General features: G+C 68.5%; 17 protein-coding genes. 8 read left to right on the forward strand and 9 right to left on the reverse strand.

The window, feature by feature from the left end; genetic code table 11:
* Window positions 1-316: 316 nt before the first annotated feature.
* Complete coding sequence (locus OH809_RS04110; RefSeq protein WP_406423913.1) at window positions 317-973, forward strand: CBS domain-containing protein; 657 nt, start codon at window positions 317-319, stop codon at window positions 971-973.
* A 135-nt stretch (window positions 974-1108) separates the two neighbouring features.
* Here the strand turns inward: OH809_RS04110 and OH809_RS04115 are convergent, their stop codons facing one another.
* Complete coding sequence (locus OH809_RS04115; RefSeq protein ID WP_406423911.1) at window positions 1109-1987, reverse strand: universal stress protein; 879 nt, start codon at window positions 1985-1987, stop codon at window positions 1109-1111.
* Between the two features lie 553 nt (window positions 1988-2540).
* Between OH809_RS04115 and OH809_RS04120 the strand changes: the two genes are divergently transcribed.
* Entirely contained in the window at window positions 2541-2999 is a 459-nt protein-coding gene (locus OH809_RS04120) for a Crp/Fnr family transcriptional regulator (protein WP_406423909.1), read from the forward strand.
* 41 nt (window positions 3000-3040) lie between these two features.
* A complete protein-coding gene (locus tag OH809_RS04125) occupies window positions 3041-3733 on the forward strand; it encodes a CBS domain-containing protein (RefSeq protein ID WP_406423907.1) in 693 nt (230 codons plus the stop codon).
* Window positions 3734-3793: 60 nt separating this feature from the next.
* Here OH809_RS04125 and OH809_RS04130 read toward each other — a convergent pair whose 3' ends face one another.
* Together OH809_RS04130 and OH809_RS04135 are read right to left on the reverse strand one after the other, a co-directional pair.
* On the reverse strand, window positions 3794-5410 hold the full coding sequence (locus OH809_RS04130; protein ID WP_406423905.1) for an MFS transporter: 1617 nt from the start codon (window positions 5408-5410) through the stop codon (window positions 3794-3796).
* 532 nt (window positions 5411-5942) lie between these two features.
* Entirely contained in the window at window positions 5943-6851 is a 909-nt protein-coding gene (locus tag OH809_RS04135) for a universal stress protein (RefSeq protein ID WP_406423903.1), read from the reverse strand.
* Window positions 6852-7231: 380 nt separating this feature from the next.
* On the opposite strand from OH809_RS04135, the gene OH809_RS04140 reads away from it, so the two are divergent.
* Entirely contained in the window at window positions 7232-7414 is a 183-nt protein-coding gene (locus OH809_RS04140) for a CBS domain-containing protein (protein WP_406423901.1), read from the forward strand.
* Window positions 7415-7590: 176 nt separating this feature from the next.
* Here the strand turns inward: OH809_RS04140 and OH809_RS04145 are convergent, their stop codons facing one another.
* From OH809_RS04145 to OH809_RS04155, 3 genes are all read right to left on the reverse strand, one after another.
* Window positions 7591-7746: a hypothetical protein gene (locus OH809_RS04145; RefSeq protein ID WP_406423899.1), complete on the reverse strand. Its 156-nt coding sequence runs from the start codon at window positions 7744-7746 to the stop codon at window positions 7591-7593.
* A gap of 1038 nt (window positions 7747-8784) precedes the next feature.
* Complete coding sequence (locus tag OH809_RS04150; protein WP_406423897.1) at window positions 8785-11247, reverse strand: glycoside hydrolase family 65 protein; 2463 nt, start codon at window positions 11245-11247, stop codon at window positions 8785-8787.
* Window positions 11247-12005 carry an HAD family hydrolase gene (locus OH809_RS04155; RefSeq protein WP_406423895.1) on the reverse strand — a complete coding sequence of 253 codons (759 nt, stop codon included), beginning with the start codon at window positions 12003-12005 and terminating at the stop codon, window positions 11247-11249. The genes OH809_RS04150 and OH809_RS04155 overlap by 1 nt, the downstream gene beginning before the upstream one ends.
* A gap of 502 nt (window positions 12006-12507) precedes the next feature.
* On the opposite strand from OH809_RS04155, the gene OH809_RS04160 reads away from it, so the two are divergent.
* Window positions 12508-12966, forward strand: a complete 459-nt coding sequence (locus tag OH809_RS04160; RefSeq protein WP_406423893.1) for a cyclic nucleotide-binding domain-containing protein — start codon at window positions 12508-12510, stop codon at window positions 12964-12966.
* Between the two features lie 107 nt (window positions 12967-13073).
* Window positions 13074-13781 carry a response regulator gene (locus OH809_RS04165; protein WP_406423891.1) on the forward strand — a complete coding sequence of 236 codons (708 nt, stop codon included), beginning with the start codon at window positions 13074-13076 and terminating at the stop codon, window positions 13779-13781.
* A gap of 33 nt (window positions 13782-13814) precedes the next feature.
* On the opposite strand, the gene OH809_RS04170 is transcribed toward OH809_RS04165, so the two are convergent.
* From OH809_RS04170 to OH809_RS04180, 3 genes are all read right to left on the reverse strand, one after another.
* Window positions 13815-15530, reverse strand: a complete 1716-nt coding sequence (locus OH809_RS04170) for a GAF domain-containing protein (RefSeq protein ID WP_406423889.1) — start codon at window positions 15528-15530, stop codon at window positions 13815-13817.
* A gap of 382 nt (window positions 15531-15912) precedes the next feature.
* A complete protein-coding gene (locus tag OH809_RS04175) occupies window positions 15913-16641 on the reverse strand; it encodes a helix-turn-helix domain-containing protein (protein ID WP_406514841.1) in 729 nt (242 codons plus the stop codon).
* Complete coding sequence (locus OH809_RS04180; RefSeq protein ID WP_406423885.1) at window positions 16613-17686, reverse strand: alcohol dehydrogenase catalytic domain-containing protein; 1074 nt, start codon at window positions 17684-17686, stop codon at window positions 16613-16615. The genes OH809_RS04175 and OH809_RS04180 overlap by 29 nt, the downstream gene beginning before the upstream one ends.
* A gap of 213 nt (window positions 17687-17899) precedes the next feature.
* Here OH809_RS04180 and OH809_RS04185 point away from each other — a divergent pair, with 213 nt between their 5' ends.
* Window positions 17900-18925 (forward strand): zinc-binding alcohol dehydrogenase family protein, encoded by a 1026-nt coding sequence (locus OH809_RS04185; RefSeq protein ID WP_406423883.1) that lies wholly within the window; start codon window positions 17900-17902, stop codon window positions 18923-18925.
* A 43-nt stretch (window positions 18926-18968) separates the two neighbouring features.
* On the forward strand, window positions 18969-19115 hold the full coding sequence (locus OH809_RS04190) for a hypothetical protein (protein WP_406423881.1): 147 nt from the start codon (window positions 18969-18971) through the stop codon (window positions 19113-19115).
* Window positions 19116-19333 lie beyond the last annotated feature (218 nt).

Genomic DNA, 19333 nt, shown 5'->3' on the forward strand with positions numbered 1-19333 from the left:
AAGAGCCCATCCGCTTCTCGCGGATCCCGATTGTGCGGTGCACGGCCGCCAGCCGCTTCTCCGCATCCTGGTAAGGACTCTTTCCGTCAATTTCATGAAAGCACCCCGAGTGGCAGGCGGCCACCAGGGCCGCACAGCGTCCACCCGACCCCGGACGACCCTACCCGGCGCGTTCCCGGCCCTCAGGCTCGGAGATGCGGTCCTGCGGTCGTGCCGGAGCGTCCACGGAGTGGTGAACGTGCCAATCGGCTCACGTACGAGCAGGACGACATGTCGGTCGACGCCCGAGAAGCCGCAGGGCGATAGGAGTGGACGGGTGAGACATCGAGACGTTGGCGAGCTGATGACCCGCGAGGTCGTCACGGTCCCGGGGAATGCGACGTTCAAGGACATCGTGCGCACACTCACTGAGCACCAGGTGTCGGCCGTCGTGGTCGTCGACGACATGGGGCACCCGCTCGGAGTGGTATCGGAAGGTGACCTCCTGCCGAAGTCGGCCGATCAGGGGGACTTCCTGCGGTCCCTGCCCGCTCCCGAGCCGCGCAAGCGGGAGAAAGCGGAGGGCACGCGGGCCGAGGAACTGATGTCTGCACCCGCCGTGTGCGCCAGGGCGGACTGGACCGTGGCCGAGGCGGCCCGGCTCATGGAGGCGCAGAGCGTCAGAAGATTGCTGGTCGTGGACGAGGCGGACACATTGGTGGGCATCGTCAGCCGGCGCGATCTGCTCAAGATCTTCCTGCGCGACGACGAAACCATTCGCCACGAGATCACCGGCGACGTACTCGACCTGACCTTGCACCAGGACCCCGGCACCATCACCGTCGAAGTGACCGACGGCCGTGTCGAACTGAACGGCTCGGTGCGGTTCAAGAGCCTGATCCCGGTGATCGAACGGCTGTGCCGCACCGTCGACGGAGTGGTTCATGTGGCACAGCACCTCGGATACGCCATCGACGACGCATCCGTCCGCTGACGTACGGCCTTCTCGCGGCACCGGCGGTCTGCGTCCGGTGCCACGGACCGCGACCTGCAGGCAATGGACTGTGAACACGCCGCAGGCCACGCGGGCCTGCCCACTGTCCGTCCACCTCCTTGACTCGGCAGTGGTTCATGGAAGGTGGGGCACTACTGCGACAGGACAGCTGGAGTGATGGAGCGCCGTGTGGGCTGTCCGGCCGAGTTGCAGACCCACGTGCCCCTTGCGCCGCGATGCACCCACGACAAGGAGGTCGGCGGCGGCGGACCGCCGGACGAGAACTTGATGGGCCGGCCCCTCGACAGTGGAGCGGGAGACGACAACGGCCGGGTTCTCCTCGATCGAGGCCTCAAGCGCTTGGTCAAGCTCCGTCGCCGCCCGCATCTCCCAGGTGAGGGGCGGCGGAGAGTCCTTGGTGTGCGGCCGGCCGACCGCTTCAAACGCGGGGCAACGCCAGGCGCGTACTGCGTCGATCTCACAGTGCCGGGTGGCTGCCTCACGGAAAGCGAACCTCACGGCAGCCGACCCGTGGGCCACGTCCGCGACGCCGAGCAGGATGCGGCCGTGTGCTCCGGCTGTTCCTGCCGCGTCGCCACGTACCACGATGACAGGGCAGTGGGCCCGGGACGCCAGGGCCAGACTTACGGAACCCAGCAGGAGCTCCTTGAACTGGCCCCGGCCCCTGGATCCGACAACCAGCATCGCAGCCTCGTGCGCCTCGTCGAGCAGCGCGTTGACCGTGTCCTCTGCCAGAACCTCGGTGGTGATCTTCAGATCGGGATTACGGGTGCTTGCGCGCGTGACCGCGGTGGCCACGACGGTGTCGGCCAGAATCTGCTCGGAGGGGCGCTCGACGCTCCGATGCAGGCCTGCCCCCTCGTAGCGTTCCCATCGGGAGGCGTACACAACTCTCAGAGGAAGGCCGTGACGGGCTGCCTCCTCCACGGCCCAGTCGACCGCCCGGAAGCTCGAAACCGATCCATCCACGCCCACGACCAGGGGCGGCTCCATGGTCCCCATCGCCTTTCGTCCCGTTGTCGTCGGATGCCCACGTCGCCACCGTGCCACCCCTGGACTTCCCAGGAGGGATGATCAGGACCCGATCCGGGACATTCGACCTAATATTCGTAATAGACGACGCGATCGATATATACCCCTCAGGAGGAACCGGCGTATGTGTTCGGTGTGGATCCATCCCGCTGCCCCGGCCCCTCAGCAGGACGCAGGCTCCTCATGCGGGCAGTCGGCGGGCCGCGCGGGCGGCGGTCGAAGCCAGGCTCACATGTAGGGCCGATTGGCCCCCGGGGCACCCCCATAGAGCCCCTGGGGACCACAGATCATTCGGCGCAGGCTGTTCTCAGTTCCGTCGGAGGAAGCATCGACATGACCGGAACCGAGTCACTACGGCAGCCTCGGCCCGCGGATGGTACGACCATGTGGATCCCCACTGATAGGACCCGCACGCAGTGCAAGGACGCAAAGTGCCGAGAGGAGCACGCCTCCGGCTCAGGCACTGCCGACAACGATCTCAAGATCCGTGCCGCCCTGTGAAGGAGACCAGATCATGACCACTCCAACCATCCGGTCGCTGGGCATCAAGCATCGGGACCGGCTCATGCAGTTCACCCGAGAAGTGTCGTTCCCGGAGGGGACACGCATCTTTGAGGAAGGGCAGCGTGCCGACCACTTCTGGATCGTGCGGACCGGCACCGTCAGCCTCGACTTTCGCGTGCCGAAAGGGCCGCCGGCGGTCATCGAGTCGCTCGGGCACGGAGAGCTGGTCGGCTGGTCATGGTTGTTCAGCCCCTATGTGTGGCAGCTCGGAGCAGAGGCGATGACGCCCGTGCGTGCCTACGAACTCGATGCCGCGCAGGTGCGCCACGCATGCGACTTGGACCCGGAACTGGCCGCCGCCGTGGCCCTGTGGGTAGGCCGGGTGATAGCCCACCGACTCCAGTCCGCCAGGGCCCGTCTGCTGGACCTGTACGCACCGCACGGAAGTGGGCTGCCCCATGTCACCTGATGCGCCGTCCCGGTCGGGCGGGCCCCGGTGAGGAGACCACCATGCCTGATTCACCGCACACGGTCAGCGATGTCATGACCCACACCGCCATCGCGGTGGGAGGACAGGCCAGTTACAAGCAAATCGTCGAGCTGATGAAAGAGTGGGGGGTGAGCGCCCTTCCCGTACTCGAGGGCGAGGGACGAGTGATCGGCGTGGTCTCGGAGGCCGATCTGCTCCCCAAGGAGGAGTCCCGCATCGACGACCCGACCCGGCCGGAGCTGCCTCTGACCGACAGACTGAAGGCGGGCGCCGTGAGCGCAAAGGAGCTGATGTCGAGCCCGGCAGTGACGGTCCATCCTGACGCCCCTATAGCAGAGGCAGCGCGCATCATGGCCCAGCGCCACGTGAAGCGGCTGCCAGTGGTCGACGCGGCCGGACTGCTGGAGGGAGTCGTCAGCCGCAGTGATCTGTTGAAGGTCTTTCTCCGCTCGGACGAAGACCTTGCCGACGAGATCCGGCGCACCGTCACCGACTTGTCCCACCCCGGAGGAGCGGTGACCGTATCCGTCGTGGACGGAGTGGTCACGCTCGGAGGTGTGGTACGCGACCGGACGCTCATCCCGTTGCTCGCCCGAGCCACCCGAGCGGTCGAGGGCGTTGTGGACATCCACTTGGAACTGAACCGGACGACGGGTCAGGAACCTGGGGAGCCGTTCGCGGCACCGCCGTCGTCTTCGGGGCGGTCGCCGTGACCGGCAGGTGATCGATGGGACCGCGCTGAAGTTCCCGACCGGATCGCAGTGGGCCAACCGTTACGTCTGACGACTGCGGGGTTGGGTCGCGGGGATGCGATGAGTGAAGAACAAAGCGATCAGGCCCGCAAGAGCAAGGATGGCGAGAGCGGCGCGCAGAGCGTCGACCCTCGCGTCGGCGTTGGCATCGAGAGCGGCCTGGGCCGCATCCGTACGTGCACCCGCCTCGTCGAGTTGCTTCTTGAGCTGAGCGTCCGACAGAAACGGTACGCCACCTGAGAGCTCGATGTTCGCCCGTGCCTTGATTTCAGCCGGGATCGCTGGGCTCCGGTCAATGTTGGCGAGAAACGAAGACGTCAGGGCGGCGATGAGAATCGACCCTGCCAGCGCGGTGCCGATCGATGCGCCGAGGTTGGTGACGGTGTTCTGGACGCCACCCACGTCGGCGCTCTGTTCGTCGGGGACCGCCGACACGGTGACCGACCCGAGCTGCGACGCCAGCGCCCCCATGCCATATCCGATGAACAGGAGGGGAATAGTGACAATCTCCGCGCCCGACTCCGTATCGAGCGCCGCCAGGAGGGCAATCGCCCCCACGAGAAGCGCGAAGATCCCCTGGCGCACCACGCGCCGCGGCGAAGCGTGCGGGAGAAAGCGCGGAATCGCGGTGGCGGCTGCGAGCAGCGTCAAAGACAACGGAAGGATGCGGACGCCGGTATCGACTGCCGGGAGGCCAAGCGCGACCGACAGATACAGCGGGACAATGAAGAACACACCCATCTGCACCAGATATTGGAAGAAGAACATCGTCAGGCCACCGGTGAGTTGCCGGTTTTTCAGGAATTCAGGGTCGATGAGCGGCTCCTTGCCGCGGTCCGAGAGTCGGACCTCCCAGCGGAAGAAGAGCCAGACCAGGAACAGCCCTGCCAGCATCAACCAGACAACCAGGGAGATGCCGAGCATGGACGGGGTTCCGGCCTTGGGTACGAACCAACCCCATTCGGCCGAGCGGAGTACACCGAAGACGAAGATTCCAATTCCCAGGCCGGAAAGCAGCGCGCCAGGAATGTCGATGTGCGGTCGCCTGTCGAGCGGCGCGTCGGCGATACGGCGGGTGAACAGGAGGATCCCGACCACCACCACCACCTCGCCGGCGAACACCCAACGCCAGGAAAAGTAGGTCGTCGCGATGCCGCCGATGATCGGCCCGAGTGCAATGGCCACCGCTCCTGCAGCGGTGACGATCCCGTAGGCGGCAGGACGCCGTTCCACAGTGAAGTTCCCCGCTACGAGCGACACAATCGCGGGCAGGATCAGCGCCGCCCCGATTCCCTCAAGGAACGACCATCCAACCAGTAGCACGGTGAGGTTCGGAGCGAGCGCGGTGGTGAGAGACCCGCAGCCGTAGACGACGCAGCCGGCCATGAAGGCGCGCTTACGGCCTACGAGCGCACCCACCTTTCCGCCGCAGATCATAAACATCGCCATCACGAGCGTGTAGGCCGTGATCGCACCCTGGACCCCGGTCACCGTCGTCCCCACGTCGGCGGCGACACTGGCGATGGAGACATTCATGACCGAGCTGTCGAGAGCCATCAGGAACTGACCTGCCGCCAATGTGATGAGAACAGTCCTTGCGGCTGGCATCCCATCGGAGGTATCTGCTGCGACTGTCATGGGCGGAGCCTCGCACAGCTGCCGACAGGCACATGGTCAGCGCTACATCAGATCAGTCAGTTGGCCGAGTGCGGAGAGCCGCATTGCCGGGCCGGCACAGCGGTCGGGAGTAACAGCTGCTGCAGCCGGGCCTCACCGGCGGGGAAGGCGCACTGCACCTACTCCGTCGACGGCACCGACGCCGCCCCTTGAATGGCGTTCCGCTCCCGGCACGCACGGTTTACGGTCGTCCTCCCCCGTCAACGGGAGCTGACCATCATGACCTGCACGACCTCTGCGTCGTCATGCCGCAGCGGGTGCCGGTGTCCGGCGGCTTGCGCGGGCGCAACAGAACGCCTGACGGTCGCCTCCTCGCCGACGCGGCCTGTCCCGATGAAGGCCCGGTTCCCGGCGAGGAACCGGACCCAATCCGGTCTTCGAAGAGCCGGCGCCGCCTTTGAGGACTCGCTACCTCCCACGACCAGGTTGGGGAGCTCCTGGGTGACATGTTCGGCATCGCCCACGACCGCGACGGGACAGCGCGCCTCACTGTTCACTGCGGCTCACCCGTCGTCCGCTTGCCATGCCGCGGGATCAGTTCGACCGGGCAGTTCGCATGGTGCAGCAGGCTGTGGGTGACCCGGCCGAGCGTCGGGCCGAAGTTCCCGGGCAAGCGCCGCCCACCCATGATCAGCAGATCCGCGTGCCGAGTCGCCTCAACCAGGACACCGGCGGCGGACATGCTCTTCTCCGCATCCGCCTCCACGGTGAGTCCCGGGAAGTCGGCACGGATACGGTCCGTCACTCCCATCAACGTGCGAACGTGGTTGCGAGCCATCTCGTCCACGGCGTCGAGCATCGTCACGACATTCCCGACCGACTCCAGCACGTTCCATACGTGCAGAAGCCGCAACGACGCCTTGCGCAGCGCCGCCTCACTCGCCGCGTGGCGTGCGCATTCCAGGTCGTGCTCGTCGTGGACGGCGGCCACCACGACGTCTGCCGCGGGAGCGCCTTCGGTGCCGCGCACCACGACCACCGGCGTCCTGGCACCCGCAGCAACCTTCAAACCGACCGAGCCGAGCAACAGTGAGTTGAAACCTCCGCGACCACGGTTGCCCACCACGATCGTGCCGTGGTTTCCCGCCGCGGTGTGCAGGCTCACCACCGGTTCACGGCGGCTCAGCTCCTTCGTCACGCTCAGGCTGGGGTAACGCTCGGACACCATGGCTGCGGTCTCCTCGAGAAGGTCTCGACCCGCGTGCCGAACCTGCTCGATGGTTTCCATGGACGCGTAGATCATCCGGCTGTCCGTGTCGGCTGCGTAGACAAGGTGCAGAGGACGATCACGCCGTAGAGCTTCCTCGGAGGCCCACAGCACTGCCCGCTTGGCGGGCTCGGAGCCGTCCACCCCGGCCACGAGCGCTCCGAGTACCGGGCCACCCTTGTCGCTGGAATTCATGGTTCCTCCTCACCGAAGGCTGCCGGTGCAGCTCTCACCCTGGCACCGCGCCCCGCGCTGCGAGAGGGCCGCTCAGGACCCCGCGGGGGCCGAATGTCCCTGTCGGTTCGCCGCCCCGTGTGCTTCTCCCCGGCCGTGGCGTGCCCGAACACCCCCAGGTGGGGCCCGTTCGGACCTGCTTTCGGTGCCGTGGTCCAGCGGATCCTGGGTTCGGAACGAGGACGGGCGCCGCAGCCCGGTGAATCGTTGAGAATCGGCAGGCGGTTGCCTCCCTGAAGCACATCAAGGTGGGGAGACCTGATGACCGACGAGACCGTTTCGGTCGTCTCCGCCCACTCCTTCTGTCGTCTCCGCCAACTCCTTCCAAGGATGTCGCGAAGTTGCTCGCACAGCACAATATGAGCGGACTCCCTGTGCTCGACCGCGAAGACCGGATGGTCGATGTCGTCTCCGAGAGTGACCTGCTGCCCAAAGCGCACGGGGTGGATGTGCCGCGCTCCGTTACCGCCGGACATCTCATGACCGAGCCGGCGGTGCCCGTCGCCGTCATCGCCCACCGGTGAGGAGCGGCGGCTCCTGCCCTTCACCGAGCTGGATGCGCGGCCGCCGGCGCGCCGCCTCTCGCGCAGAGAGGCCGCGAGGGCCGGTGCCGAGATCCCGGCGCAGCAGTGGAAGCGGCTCCAGCGGGTCCGGGCTCGGCATCGAAGCAGATGCGGTGGTCCTGGCGCCGGTCCATCCGTCAGTCGTCATCGGCCCCCGAGTCCCGGCGCAGCCGGCCGGACCAGCGCGGCTCCACGCGCTCCCACTCCTGGTCCCATTGGGCGAGGCTGCGCGTCTCGACGCGACGGAGCCTGAGGCGGACAACCAATCCGGCGGACAGGGCAACCACGCCCATGGCACAGGCCCCTGCTGCGGCGGCCTGCACGGCGCGTTCTCCACGGGAAGGCGGGGCAGCCGAAATCCTGCCCGAGTCATCCACCCACAGCGTGACCGTCCGGCCCACCGGCGTATGGGGGGTGACCGCGATGGTGTCCGTATGAGGCAGGGAGGCGGGATACTCCCAGACGGCCCGAGCCGTTGCTTCCGAAGCCCCCGCAAACCGGGCAGGAAGTCTGTCTTCGGCCTTACTGACTGTTGTCGCCACCACCTGGTGGCGGTGTCGGGCCTCGTGCTGTGCGGTCACGCTGTCGGCGTCCCAGACTTTGATTCCGACAGCAACACCGCAGAACACTGCCACGAGCACAAAGAGCACGGAAGCGGCGAGCCAGCGGCCGCGTACACGGTCGGCAGCCCGCTGCAGCGGATTCGGGCGGCGCTCAAACGGTCGTCGCATTCGGCTTCCGTGCCGCTTCCGGGGCCATATGGACTTGGGTCCGGGCGAGTCGGACTGGAACATGTCACGCCTCCGCCCTGTGCCGTCGCCGTACCCGCACGCAGCGGTGGGTTCGGCACCTGGGAGATGAGCTCTGGTCTGGACCCCCGGAAGAGTGCGGAAGTCTTCACTCCGGCCCGCTCCTGTGCGGGGCGGACACCGCCACCGGCGGTATGCCGCGCGACGCCGCACCGTCGTCGGCCGGGCGCCTGCCGCACGGACCGGGGTGACCGTTGCGTCAGGCCGTGGGCGTACCGGTCGGCGCAGCCCCCTGCGTCGCCACCGCCCGGCCCCGGCATATCGGCCACCATGAGGCCGGGGAAGAGGCCGTGCCTCCGCTCCATCTGCGTTCCTGACATCGTGTGCTCCACTTCCGGCGCCTCGGGGGCGCCATCATCGATGTCCTTCTTCAATTTCGTCCGGCAGGGGACACTTCCGCTTGGGGCCAACGGGCCCCTGCGGGGGCCGTCCGGCCCCTCCCTGCCGGTTCGCCCCGGCGGGTGCATCGAGGACACCTCGCTCGTCCGGTCGCAACCCCGCCGGTGCGTGCTGTGGAGGCCGTCAGTCCTGACTACCCTTCCTGTGACGGCGGGCGGGGCGACGGTCCGGCGGCAGATCGAGCCATCGCACCGTGCCGGGGACGATCATGTGGGTGTGGCCACCCAGGACCAGCCGGACGGCTGGGCGGTGCGAGTCCGGTACCGCGATCCGGAGCCGCTGTGCCCGTATGCCCAGGTCCACCTCGTGCCCGCGGAATCCGATGCGTACGCCGAATTTCGAGAGCTGGGGAAGCGGGGCCGGGGAGAGCCACAGTGCGTCGTCACGCGTCTCCAGCCCGGTCATTCCGCGTTGCACGAAATCGAGAGTGCCGGCCATCGCCCCCAGATGGATGCCTTCCGCCGTGGTGCCACCTTGGATGTCGACCACGTCACCGGTCAGCGCCTCCTTGCAGTATGCCCACGCCTCCTCGCGGTGCGCCCGTGCCAGCACCCAGGCATGAACCAGGGAGCTGAGGGTGGAACCGTGGCTCGTACGCGCGAGGTAGTAGTCGACGGTGGCGCGCCAGGTGTCGTCGTCCAGCACATGTCCGAGGCGCTGGAACAGGCCGCCGAGTTCTCCGGGTGAGAACAGGTAGCCGAGCATCAGCACATCGGCCTGTTTGGATGCCTGGTAGCGGTTGACCGTGTCGCCCTCCTCCTCAAGGATGCGGTCGAGCCGCCGGATGTCGCCGTAGCGCTTCCGGTAAGCGGCCCAGTCGAGTTCGTCCAGTTCTCCGTAACCGGCGAACTGGCTGATGACACCACGGTGATACGGCACATGCAGCCGACGGGAGACGTCCTCCCAGCGCTCCAGCTCCGCAGGGTCGAGGCGGATGCGCTCCAGAAGGAGCCCCCGCCGGGGCTCGGGCAGGTCGCGGTACAGCTCCGTGGCCCGGGCCAGCACCCAGGCCGCCGTCACGTTCGTGTACGTGTTGTCATCTATGCCTGCAGTCCCGGCTCCCGGATAGGCGTCGTGGTACTCGTCGGGGCCGACCACACCGCGGATGCGGTACCGGGCCAGCGGCGCGTCCCATGCGGCGCTGTCCGCCCAGAACCGGGCGATCTGCAGCAGCATTTCCGCGCCCTTGGAATGCAGGTAATCCGTGTCCGCGGTGGCCTGGCAGTACTGCCACACGTTGTAGGCGACGGCCGAACCGACGTGATGCTGCAGACGTGAATGGTCGGGCAGCCAGCGCCCCGAACGCGGGTTGAGATGGAGTTCCTGGGTCTCCTCCCGGCCGTCGTCGGCACTCTGCCAGGGGTACATGGCCCCGGCCCGCCCCACCTGTTGTGCCGCGCGGCAGGCCGCGGACAGCCTCCGGTGGCGGTAGTCCAGAAGTCCCCGGGAAACCTCCGGGAAATGCAGACTCAGGAACCTCAGCACAAAGAGCTCGTCCCAGAAGACATGGCCTCGGTATGCCTCCCCGTGCAGCCCTCTCGCCGGTACGCCCACATCGAGCTCTGCCGTGTGCGGGGACAGCGTCTGCAGCATGTGGAAGAGGTGGAGTCGCAGAATCCTGCCCGCCTCGCCCGGAACCTCGATTCGGGTCCGCTGCCACAGGCCGGCCCACGCCCGATGGTGCGAGGCCAGCAACTCTGTGAACTCCGGAGCCGTCCGCACCCCGGCGACAGCGGCCCGCAGCGGGCTGCCGATCGCCGGGTCACGCGAGGTGTACAGCGCCACTGTCTTGTCCACGACGGCGTCGCATTCCGAATCCAGCGGCAGTACCAATGTCTGGAAGACCTTCCGTGGGATCTGCCGGGGACGGGGACGCGGGCCGGACTCATCCGGCCGCCGCCCATCACCGCCGGACGTGGCCACGATGCGGGAGGCCAGCGCGAAGCCGATGTCCGACTCCACGGTGCGACATCTCAACCACACCACGTCGTCCTGTTCCGTTCCGGTCGACCAGCCGGTCAGATGACAGTCCGACAGATCCCGGTACCGCGCGACACCGGCGTTCCGGATGTCACCGTCGATCGCCGCCTCCACCTCGATCGCCCCCACCCACCCGGTCGCGGTGAAAGCCGTGTGGAGGGCGGCGAGGTGCGGGTTGCCCATGTGCACCAGACGGCACTGCTCGACATAGAGGCGACGGCCTGCCTCGTCCTGGTAGACGGACCGGCGGGTCAGCGTGCCGCGGCGCAGATCGAGCGTCTGCCGGTGTTCCGCGAGATGTTCGTGGTCCGGTGACAGCCACGGTCCGGGGGCTGTGCCGGCGGGGCGGATGCGGTAGCGCAGCGGCAGCCAGTTCGGCAGGTTGACCAAGTCGGCGTTCTCCACCTGCCGGCCCTGGACCGATGAGGTCAGCCGGTCGTAGCAACCCGCGATGTAGGTGCCCGGGTAGTGAGACCTGCTGGTGATGGTCTCGGATGCGGCTCCACGGGTGGCGAAGTACCCGTTGCCGAGCGTGCACAGCGCCTCGCGCAGCCGCTCCTCCTCCGGCTCGTACCCCTCGTACGACCACTCCCAGGCCCCCGCCATCAGTCGTCGCCGATCAGCAGTTCGCCGGGATCGGACACCACGATGTCGGCGCCACGGCGTCGCAGATCCGCGGCCTTGCCGGGACCGCCTGTCCGGTCCACGCCGACCACAAGTCCGAATCGGCCGCGGCGGCCGGCCTCGACACCGGCCAGGGAGTCCTCCACCACAGCGGTGTCCGAAACGGGAACCCCGAGGCGCTGCGCCGCCTCGACGAAGAGCGCGGGATCCGGCTTTCCCGCGAGCCCGAGCCGCCGTGCCTCATTTCCGTCGACCACGGCACCGAACTGCCCGATGAGGCCGGCCCGCGACAGGAGTTCCGTCGCGTGGCGGGAGGCGGACACGGCAGCACAGGGGATCCGCTCACTGCGCAGCGCGTGAAGGAGACGGACCGTGCCGGGCCAGACATCGACCCCGTGGGTGCGCAGCGTTTCCGTGAACAGCTCGTCCTTGCGTGCGGCGACCGCCCCTACCGTCGCGGTGCCGGGCGGGTCCTCCGGGCTGCCCTCGGGAAGATCCAGGCCTCGCGATGCGAGGAAGGCCGCCGCGCCGTCCTGCCGTGAACGGCCGTCGACGTGGCGGAGATAGTCGTCAACCGGATCGAAGGGCCGCTGTCCCTCCCGCTCCGACAGACAGGCGTCGAATGCCTTCTTCCAGGCCGCGGCGTGGCTCCGGGCGGAGTCGGTGATCACTCCGTCGGTGTCGAAGACCACGGCCCGCACGGAGTGCAGGCACGGGGCAGGAGACGGTACGGCTGCCATGAACGGGGCGGTCCCTTCGCCAGGACTTCCTTACATGGCATCACGGTTCCGGGACACGGGCGCGTCGTGGACCTCAGTAGGGCAGAGGCCGCCCGGATGGAGTTCGCAGGTCGAGGGGCGGAGGCCCCGAGGGAGGCGGTGGGCGACGGACAATTCTGATGCGGCTCACTGCCACCACCTCCTGGCGCTCACCGGGTATGTGCCCAGGTGCGTCCTCCACAATCCTGTGGCGGGTGATCCGAGCCCATGGGCCGATCGGTCCCGGACCGCCCCCCGTACGGCCCAAGCGGGCGGGTCGCTGAGCGGATCACCGTGAAAATCACGTGGAATGCCGGTCAACGGGCTGATGCCGTTCGGCGGGTTCGGGTACGGCAGACCCCGGGGGTGCCCGATGACCGAGCCTCCCCCCGGAGCCCCGCCTATCGTTCACACCGGACGGTCGGGCACGCGGCCGGGCTGTCACGCGCGGAGCCGCCATCGCCCGCCAGGGACGGAGGACCCCATGTCGACGCACAGTCTGCTCGACGCGCTCCCGCCCGAGAGCCGGCAGCGCCTGCTCGACACGGCGGCCCACGAAGTGCCGCTGGTCCTCGACTCACGCGTCTTCGAGGAGGGCAGGCGGGCCGACCGTTTCTGGATCATCCGCTCCGGCCGGGTCGAGGTCGACCTTCATGTGCCCGGCCGCCGCCCGGCGGTCGTCGAGACCCTGGGCCAGGACGACCTGCTGGGCTGGTCCTGGCTCTGCTCCCCGCATGTGTGGCACATGGGCGCACACGTGGTCCACGCGGGTCAGGCCCTGGAGTTCGACGCCGCGACCGTCCGCGCGCTGTGCGCGGCCGATGCGGTGCTGGGCCGGGCGGTGTACAAGTACGTGGCCGAGACAGTGGCGGAGCGGTTGTACGGAACGCGAACGAGGTTGCTCCAGCTGTACGGTCCCCAAGCCGACATCGCCGAGGACTGAACGGCCCGGGTGGTGCAGGGGCCGACCGGCTCTGGTGCACCGTCGGTGTGCGGGCCACGATGAACATGGGGCCGGTGGCAGAGCCCTGCAGAAGCGAGGTGGGCGCCATGAGCGGCGAAGCCGCGTTCTCCGCACAGCATCCGATCCGCGTGTTCCTGCTCGACGACCACGAGGTGGTCAGGCGCGGGGTGCAGGATCTGCTCGACGCGGAACCCGACATCGAGGTCGTCGGCGATGCCGGTACGGCCGATCACGCGCTGGCCCGTGGCCCGGCGCTGCGCCCGGATGTCGCGATCCTCGATGTACGGCTCCCGGACGGCGACGGGATCAGTGTCTGTCGTGAACTGCGTTCACGGATGCCGGAACTGGCCTGTCTCATGCTCACCTCGTTCGATGACGACGAAGCGCTGCTCGACGCCATCATGGCGGGCGCAGCAGGCTACGTGCTCAAGGAGATCAAGGGATCCGACCTCGTCACAGCCGTCCGCACGCTGGCTGCCGGGCGCTCCACCCTCGATCCGGCGACGACCGCACGGCTGATGGACAGCCTGCGCGGAGAGGGTTCCGGCACCGAGCCCGAGGATGCGCTCTCCGTGCTGTCTCCACGGGAGAAGGACGTTCTTGCTCTGATCGGTGAAGGACTGACCAACAGCCAGATCGGCAAACGCCTCTATCTGTCCGAGAAAACGGTCAAGAACCACATTTCCCGCCTCCTGGCGAAGCTCGGCGTGGAGCGCCGTATTCAGGCAGCCGTGATCGCCGCGCACAGACCGGCACCCTCCTCGCCGCCTTCGGCGAGCGGTCGCGAGTACTGACGCCGACGCTGCCCCCTCCGCGCGGTCCACGGATCACGTCAGTCGCAGAGGCACGCGCCACCTCACCCGGGTGCCGCCCTCCGCCGACGGCTCGACCGTCATGTCACCGCCGAGGTTCTTGGCGCGCTCCGCAAGGTTGTCCAGCCCACTGTGTGCGCCGTCGTGTTCCGGCATGCCCACTCCGTTGTCGGACACGACCAACGTCAGTGCTCCCTCACCGACCACCATCGAGACGTCCACCGAGGTCGCCCGGGCATGGCGTGCGACGTTGCTGAGCGCTTCGCCGAGCACCGCGATCACCTGGTCCGCGGTCTCAGCCGGCACATCTGTGTCGATGAGCCCTCCCATGCGGAGAGACGGCTGGAAGCCCAGGCCACGTGCGGCCTGCTCCACCGCGGTCAGCGTGCGGACGCGCAGCCCTTGTTCGGCACGGCCCGACTCGCGTGCGCGGAGGCCGAAGATGGTCGACCGGATGATCTTGATGGTCTCGTCGAGATCGTCCACGGCCCGCAGCAGCCGTTCACTTGCCTGGGGGTGGTCCACGAACCGCACCACGCTCTGCAGGGTCATGCCGGTGGCGAACAGCCGCTGAATGGCGAGGTCGTGCAGGTCCCGGGCGATCCGGTCCCGGTCCTCCAGCAGGGCGATCTGCTCGGCGGACTCGCGCCGTTCCGTGAGTTCCATCGCCAGCGCCGCCTGCCCGGCGAACGTCAGCAGGGGCGCGGTCTCCCACTCGGTGAATGCGGGACGCTCCCGTACACGGGCCAGCAGCAACACCCCCAGGACCCGTCCCCCCGTCTTCATCGGCACCGCGACGGCCGGACCGAGCCCTGCCCATCGCGGGGGCCCAGCGGTGATCCTCGGATCACACTCGACATCGAGGCTGATGATCGGCTCGCCCGCGTGAAGAGCTGTGCCGACGAACGAACCTTCGCGTGGCAGGACCAGTCCGCGGTGCGTGTCGGCGTCCACGCCGGAGGCTATCGCCACCCGCAGGGCGCCCTCCCCCTCGGGAAGCGCCAGAACACCCAGGTCGGCGGAGAGGATACGCGAGGCATGGTCGACGATCATCTGCAGGATGTACGCCTCGTCCACCCCGCTCAGCAGACCCTCGACGATCTCGCTGTTGGCCTCCTGCCAACGCTGCCGGTCACGCGTCTCCGAGTACAGGCGTGCGTTCTCGATGGCGACCCCGGCTGCCACAGAGAGGGTGGAGAGCACCGTCTCGTCCTCGGCGTCGAAGGCGCGGCCGCCCCGCTTCTCGGTCAGGTACAGGTTGCCGAACACCTCGTCGCGGACCCGGATGGGCACCCCCAGAAACGAGTGCATGGGGGGATGGTTCGGCGGAAACCCGTGGGACGACCGGTGGTCGGCGATTTCCTTGAGCCTCAGTGGCACGGGGTGGCGGATCAGCTCGCCGAGAATGCCGTGCCCCTCGGGCAGCGAGCCGATGGCTTCCCTCTGTTCGTCCGTGATGCCCACGGGCAGGAACTGTGCAAGGCGGGTTCCCTCGCCGAGCACCCCGAGGGCTCCGTACTCGGCATCGACCACGACGACTGCGGCTTCGACGATCTGGCGCAGCACCCGCGGCAGATCGAGCCCCCTTCCCACCGACATGACGGCGTCCAGCAGCAGCGCCGCCTCGGCGGGGCCGCGCTGCGAAAGATCGAGGCGTTCCTGGAGGTCGCCGGGGAGTGTGCCGAGCCCACGGCGTTCCTCGCCGTTGCGGTCAGTGCCCTTGTCGCCCACGGTGCCTCCGCCATGGCCCGCGCGTCACGGGCGGGCCATATGTCCACGGTAGCGGCCGAACACCACGAGGCGCCCGGTGGAGCGCACCCGGGGAACACGTCCTGGTACGGAAACCTCCTGGCCGACGCGTCCTGAACGGCCCCGACGAGAAGCCCGTCCGGCCGCAGTCTGCGGGCACTGGACTGGGCGGCGGCAGCGGCGCGCATGCGCCTTGATCGAAGCGGCCGCGGGAGCGGACATGCTGGTCGTAGGTGCCGGCCGCGGGTTCCGCCTGCGCGCCCCGGCACCGGCAGTCGCAGCCCGCTCGAGCTCCCGCCCGCTGCACACCGTGTGCGGCGGGCGGGAGCGGATGCCGGCGACGACATGACGACAGGCAGCTCTCTCACTTCTGCACCACGCGACGCCCGGTGATACGAGTGGGGGTGACCACCATCCAGTGGGTGCGGGGGCCACCCGCCCAGGGAAGGGAGGGGGCAACATGGTCCAGTCGCTGGATGGCCTGAGCAGCGGTGACACCTGATGCATCGCCCACCACCAGCACACTCCAGCCCTGGCTCATCACGTCGTCGATGTGATCGGCCTCGAAGGCCACCTCGGTTCCCGCGGACGCGGCCAGAAGTCCATCGCCGGTGGTCCGGAACGCGATCTCGTTGCCCGCCAGCACGTAGTTGACCGGGAAGACGGCCGGCCCGTCCGCCGTGACAATCGCGATCCTGCCCACACCGTGGCTGGAAAGCAGTCGAAGGCACTCGGTTTCACTGAGCGCGACGAGTTCGGCGCCCGGCAGTGCCGCTGCCCTGCCGGGGGGACTTTCCACCGTCATACCGGTCAGCTCGGCCACAGTCGTCTCCAACGCATCGGCGAGGCGCACGAGAACGCTGACGGCCGGTACAGCAGCCCGGTCCTCCACATAGGCGATGTACGAAGGAGCGGCGCCGCAGCGTTCGGCCACCTCCTCACGGGTAAGACCGAGTTCCTGACGGCGCGCTGCCACGCGCCGTCCGAGGTCGCTGCGGCCGGTCGGAGACTCGCTGGAAGCGGATGAAGGCGTGCCCTCGCTCATGGTCCTCACGTCCATCGGGTCACGGCAGGTCGGGGACGGAGACAACATTGTGCTGCGGGCTGCCCAGTGCCACCTTGAGGGCACCGGTTTCGGCGGCGCGGGAGAAGATGTCGTACGCCTCCTCCATCTGGCCCAGCTCGAAACGGTGGGTGATCAGCGAAGCCGACGGGAGACGCCCTGCGGCCATCATGCCCAGCAGCATGGGCGTCGAGTGGGTGTCCACCAGCCCGGTGGTGATCGTGACGTCCTTGATCCAGAGGTCTTCGAGGTGCAGGACCGCAGGCTTGCCGTGGACCCCGATGTTCGCGACCCGGCCGCCCGGGCGGACCATCCGGGTGCACATCTCGAATGTCTCCGGTACGCCGACAGCCTCCATGACGACATCGGCACCGAGTCCATCGGTGAGGTCCTCGACGAGGCGCTCGGGTTCCTCGCTCGCGCTGACGGTCGCGTCCGCACCGAGTGCGCGCGCGGCAGCCAGCCGGGACTCCGCGAGGTCCACCGCGATGATGCGGCCGGGGCTGTACAGACGCGCGGTGATGATGGCCGCCAGACCGATCGGCCCCCCACCGACCACGACGACCGTGTCGCCGGGCCGCACGTTGCCGTTGAGCACCCCGACCTCGTACGAGGTCGGGAAGATGTCGGCCAACAGGACCGCGTCGTCACTGTCGACGGCGCCCGGCACCGGATGTACGGACAGGTCGGCGAACGGCACCCGCACATATTCGGCCTGGGTGCCATCGATCGTGTGGCCCAGCACCCAGCCGCCGCCCCCACGGCACTGACCGTACTGTCCGCCGCGGCAGAACCGGCACCGTCCGCAGGCGGAGATGCACGAGATCAGCACGCGGTCACCGGGCCGCACCGTCCGGACATCGCCGCCGGTCTCGACCACGGTGCCCACCGCTTCGTGCCCGAGCACACGACCCGGAACCACCTCGGGCACATCGCCCTTGACGATGTGCAGATCGGTGCCGCAGATAGTGACCGTGTCGACGCGGACGATCGCGTCCGCGGCGTCCTTGATGCCGGGATCCGGTACATCCCCCCACGCGGTCCGGCTGGGGCCCTGGAAGACGAGTGCCTTCATGACATCGCCCTTCTTCCTGTCAGGTCCAGTACGGGGCACTGCCAGGCTGACTCGGCAGGAGCTCGGTGCGCATGGGCCGGATGGTCCCCGGGCGAGGACCTGGCGGGTCATCCACTCCCGCCGACGCAGCAGCAGCCCCGATCTGCGGATCCCGAGGCGCATGCGGAAACCGGCCGGTTTGCCGGACCCACCCAGCGGCCGCAGGCTGGAGGCATGGGGCTCCCCCACTCACAGATGCTCAGCGGTTGGGCCGTCGGGACACCCGGACCGATCGGTACCGGTCCCCTGATACGGAGACACCGCCGAGTGAGCGCGCCCGCCCCGGATGAACTCCTGCTGCGGGTGGAAGCCTGCGGTGTCTGTCGCACGGACCTGCATCTCGCCGAGGGGGACCTCACTCCCCACCGTCCGTCGACGATTCCCGGGCACGAGATCGTAGGCCGCGTGGCAGCGGTCGGCGAGGCGACCGGCCTGTTCCGTGTGGGCGACCGGGTCGGCGGGGCCTGGTTGCGCCGTACCTGCGGGTCCTGCCGCTACTGCCGCTCCGGACGGGAGAACCTGTGCCCGCGGTCCACGTACACGGGGTGGGATGCGGACGGCGGCTTCGCCGACCTGGTACTTGTTCCCGAGGCGTTCGCCTACCGGCTCCCCGAGGCCCAGGACGCGGCCCTGCTCGCCCCTCTCCTGTGCGCGGGAATCATCGGCTACCGGTCGCTGCGCCGCAGTGCGTTGCCGAAGGGCGGCAGGCTCGGAATCTACGGTTTCGGCGCGTCGGCCCATCTGGCGGCTCAGGTGGCTCTGGCCGACGGCGCGACCGTCCATGTGATGACGCGTTCCGCGCAGGCGCGTGAACTCGCTCTGTCCCTGGGTGTTTCATCGGTAGGCGGCGCCTACGACAGCCCACCGGAGCCGCTGGACTCGGCGATCCTGTTCGCTCCGGTGGGTGATCTGGTGCCGGTGGCCCTGGAGGGACTCGACCGGTCGGGCACCCTCGCGATCGCCGGTATCCACCTCTCCGACATTCCCGCGCTGAACTACCAGCGGCATCTCTTCCAGGAGCGGAATCTGCGGAGCGTCACCTCCAACACCCGCGAGGACGGCCGCGACTTTCTCGAACTCGCCGAACGCATCGGTATCCAGGTCACCGTCAGCCGCTATCCCCTGAACCGGGCTGATCAAGCACTGGCCGACCTGGCCGCGGACCGCGTGAACGGCGCCGCGGTGCTCACGCCGGACTGACAGGAATCCGGCCCGGCGCCACTCAGTCACTCTCGAACCAGCGATGCCTGGTCGATCGGGCCCCGGCCGGGTGACCCGCCTCGACACGCTTCTCGCCGACCGGACCGTCCGCGCGGTCGCCGATCTCAATGAGCACCTGGGCGTGCTGCCCGCGGCCATCGACACCCACGGGCAAGCGCCCAGCGCCTGACGGTGCATTCTGCACCCTCGTTCGGCTCAGGCACCGGCCCGTCGGCAGCGCGGGCGGACACGTTCAGGGCAGCGTGGACGACGTAGCCCGCCCGGGAGTCCTTCGCACGTCGACCGGGCGGGCCGCTTCCCCCCACCGACTCATCGGCGCCGTTGTGCTGCGGGAGTGCGACGGGCGGTCCGGGTGCGTTCCTGGTGCGGGATCGACGGCCTCCGGTC

Origin of the sequence: Streptomyces sp. NBC_00873 (assembly GCF_045207415.1) — a bacterium.
GTDB lineage: Bacteria > Actinomycetota > Actinomycetes > Streptomycetales > Streptomycetaceae > Streptomyces.

Coding starts and splice junctions, on each gene's coding strand:
- OH809_RS04165 (WP_406423891.1), top strand. CDS start 13,074: ATGAGCGGCGAAGCCGCGTTCTCCGCACAGCATCCGATCCGCGTGTTC.
- OH809_RS04150 (WP_406423897.1), bottom strand. CDS start 11,247: ATGGCGGGGGCCTGGGAGTGGTCGTACGAGGGGTACGAGCCGGAGGAG.
- OH809_RS04125 (WP_406423907.1), top strand. CDS start 3,041: ATGCCTGATTCACCGCACACGGTCAGCGATGTCATGACCCACACCGCC.
- OH809_RS04180 (WP_406423885.1), bottom strand. CDS start 17,686: ATGAAGGCACTCGTCTTCCAGGGCCCCAGCCGGACCGCGTGGGGGGAT.
- OH809_RS04135 (WP_406423903.1), bottom strand. CDS start 6,851: ATGAATTCCAGCGACAAGGGTGGCCCGGTACTCGGAGCGCTCGTGGCC.
- OH809_RS04130 (WP_406423905.1), bottom strand. CDS start 5,410: ATGACAGTCGCAGCAGATACCTCCGATGGGATGCCAGCCGCAAGGACT.
- OH809_RS04120 (WP_406423909.1), top strand. CDS start 2,541: ATGACCACTCCAACCATCCGGTCGCTGGGCATCAAGCATCGGGACCGG.
- OH809_RS04185 (WP_406423883.1), top strand. CDS start 17,900: ATGGGGCTCCCCCACTCACAGATGCTCAGCGGTTGGGCCGTCGGGACA.
- OH809_RS04175 (WP_406514841.1), bottom strand. CDS start 16,641: ATGTTGTCTCCGTCCCCGACCTGCCGTGACCCGATGGACGTGAGGACC.
- OH809_RS04190 (WP_406423881.1), top strand. CDS start 18,969: ATGCCTGGTCGATCGGGCCCCGGCCGGGTGACCCGCCTCGACACGCTT.
- OH809_RS04115 (WP_406423911.1), bottom strand. CDS start 1,987: ATGGAGCCGCCCCTGGTCGTGGGCGTGGATGGATCGGTTTCGAGCTTC.
- OH809_RS04145 (WP_406423899.1), bottom strand. CDS start 7,746: ATGGGCGTGGTTGCCCTGTCCGCCGGATTGGTTGTCCGCCTCAGGCTC.
- OH809_RS04155 (WP_406423895.1), bottom strand. CDS start 12,005: ATGGCAGCCGTACCGTCTCCTGCCCCGTGCCTGCACTCCGTGCGGGCC.
- OH809_RS04160 (WP_406423893.1), top strand. CDS start 12,508: ATGTCGACGCACAGTCTGCTCGACGCGCTCCCGCCCGAGAGCCGGCAG.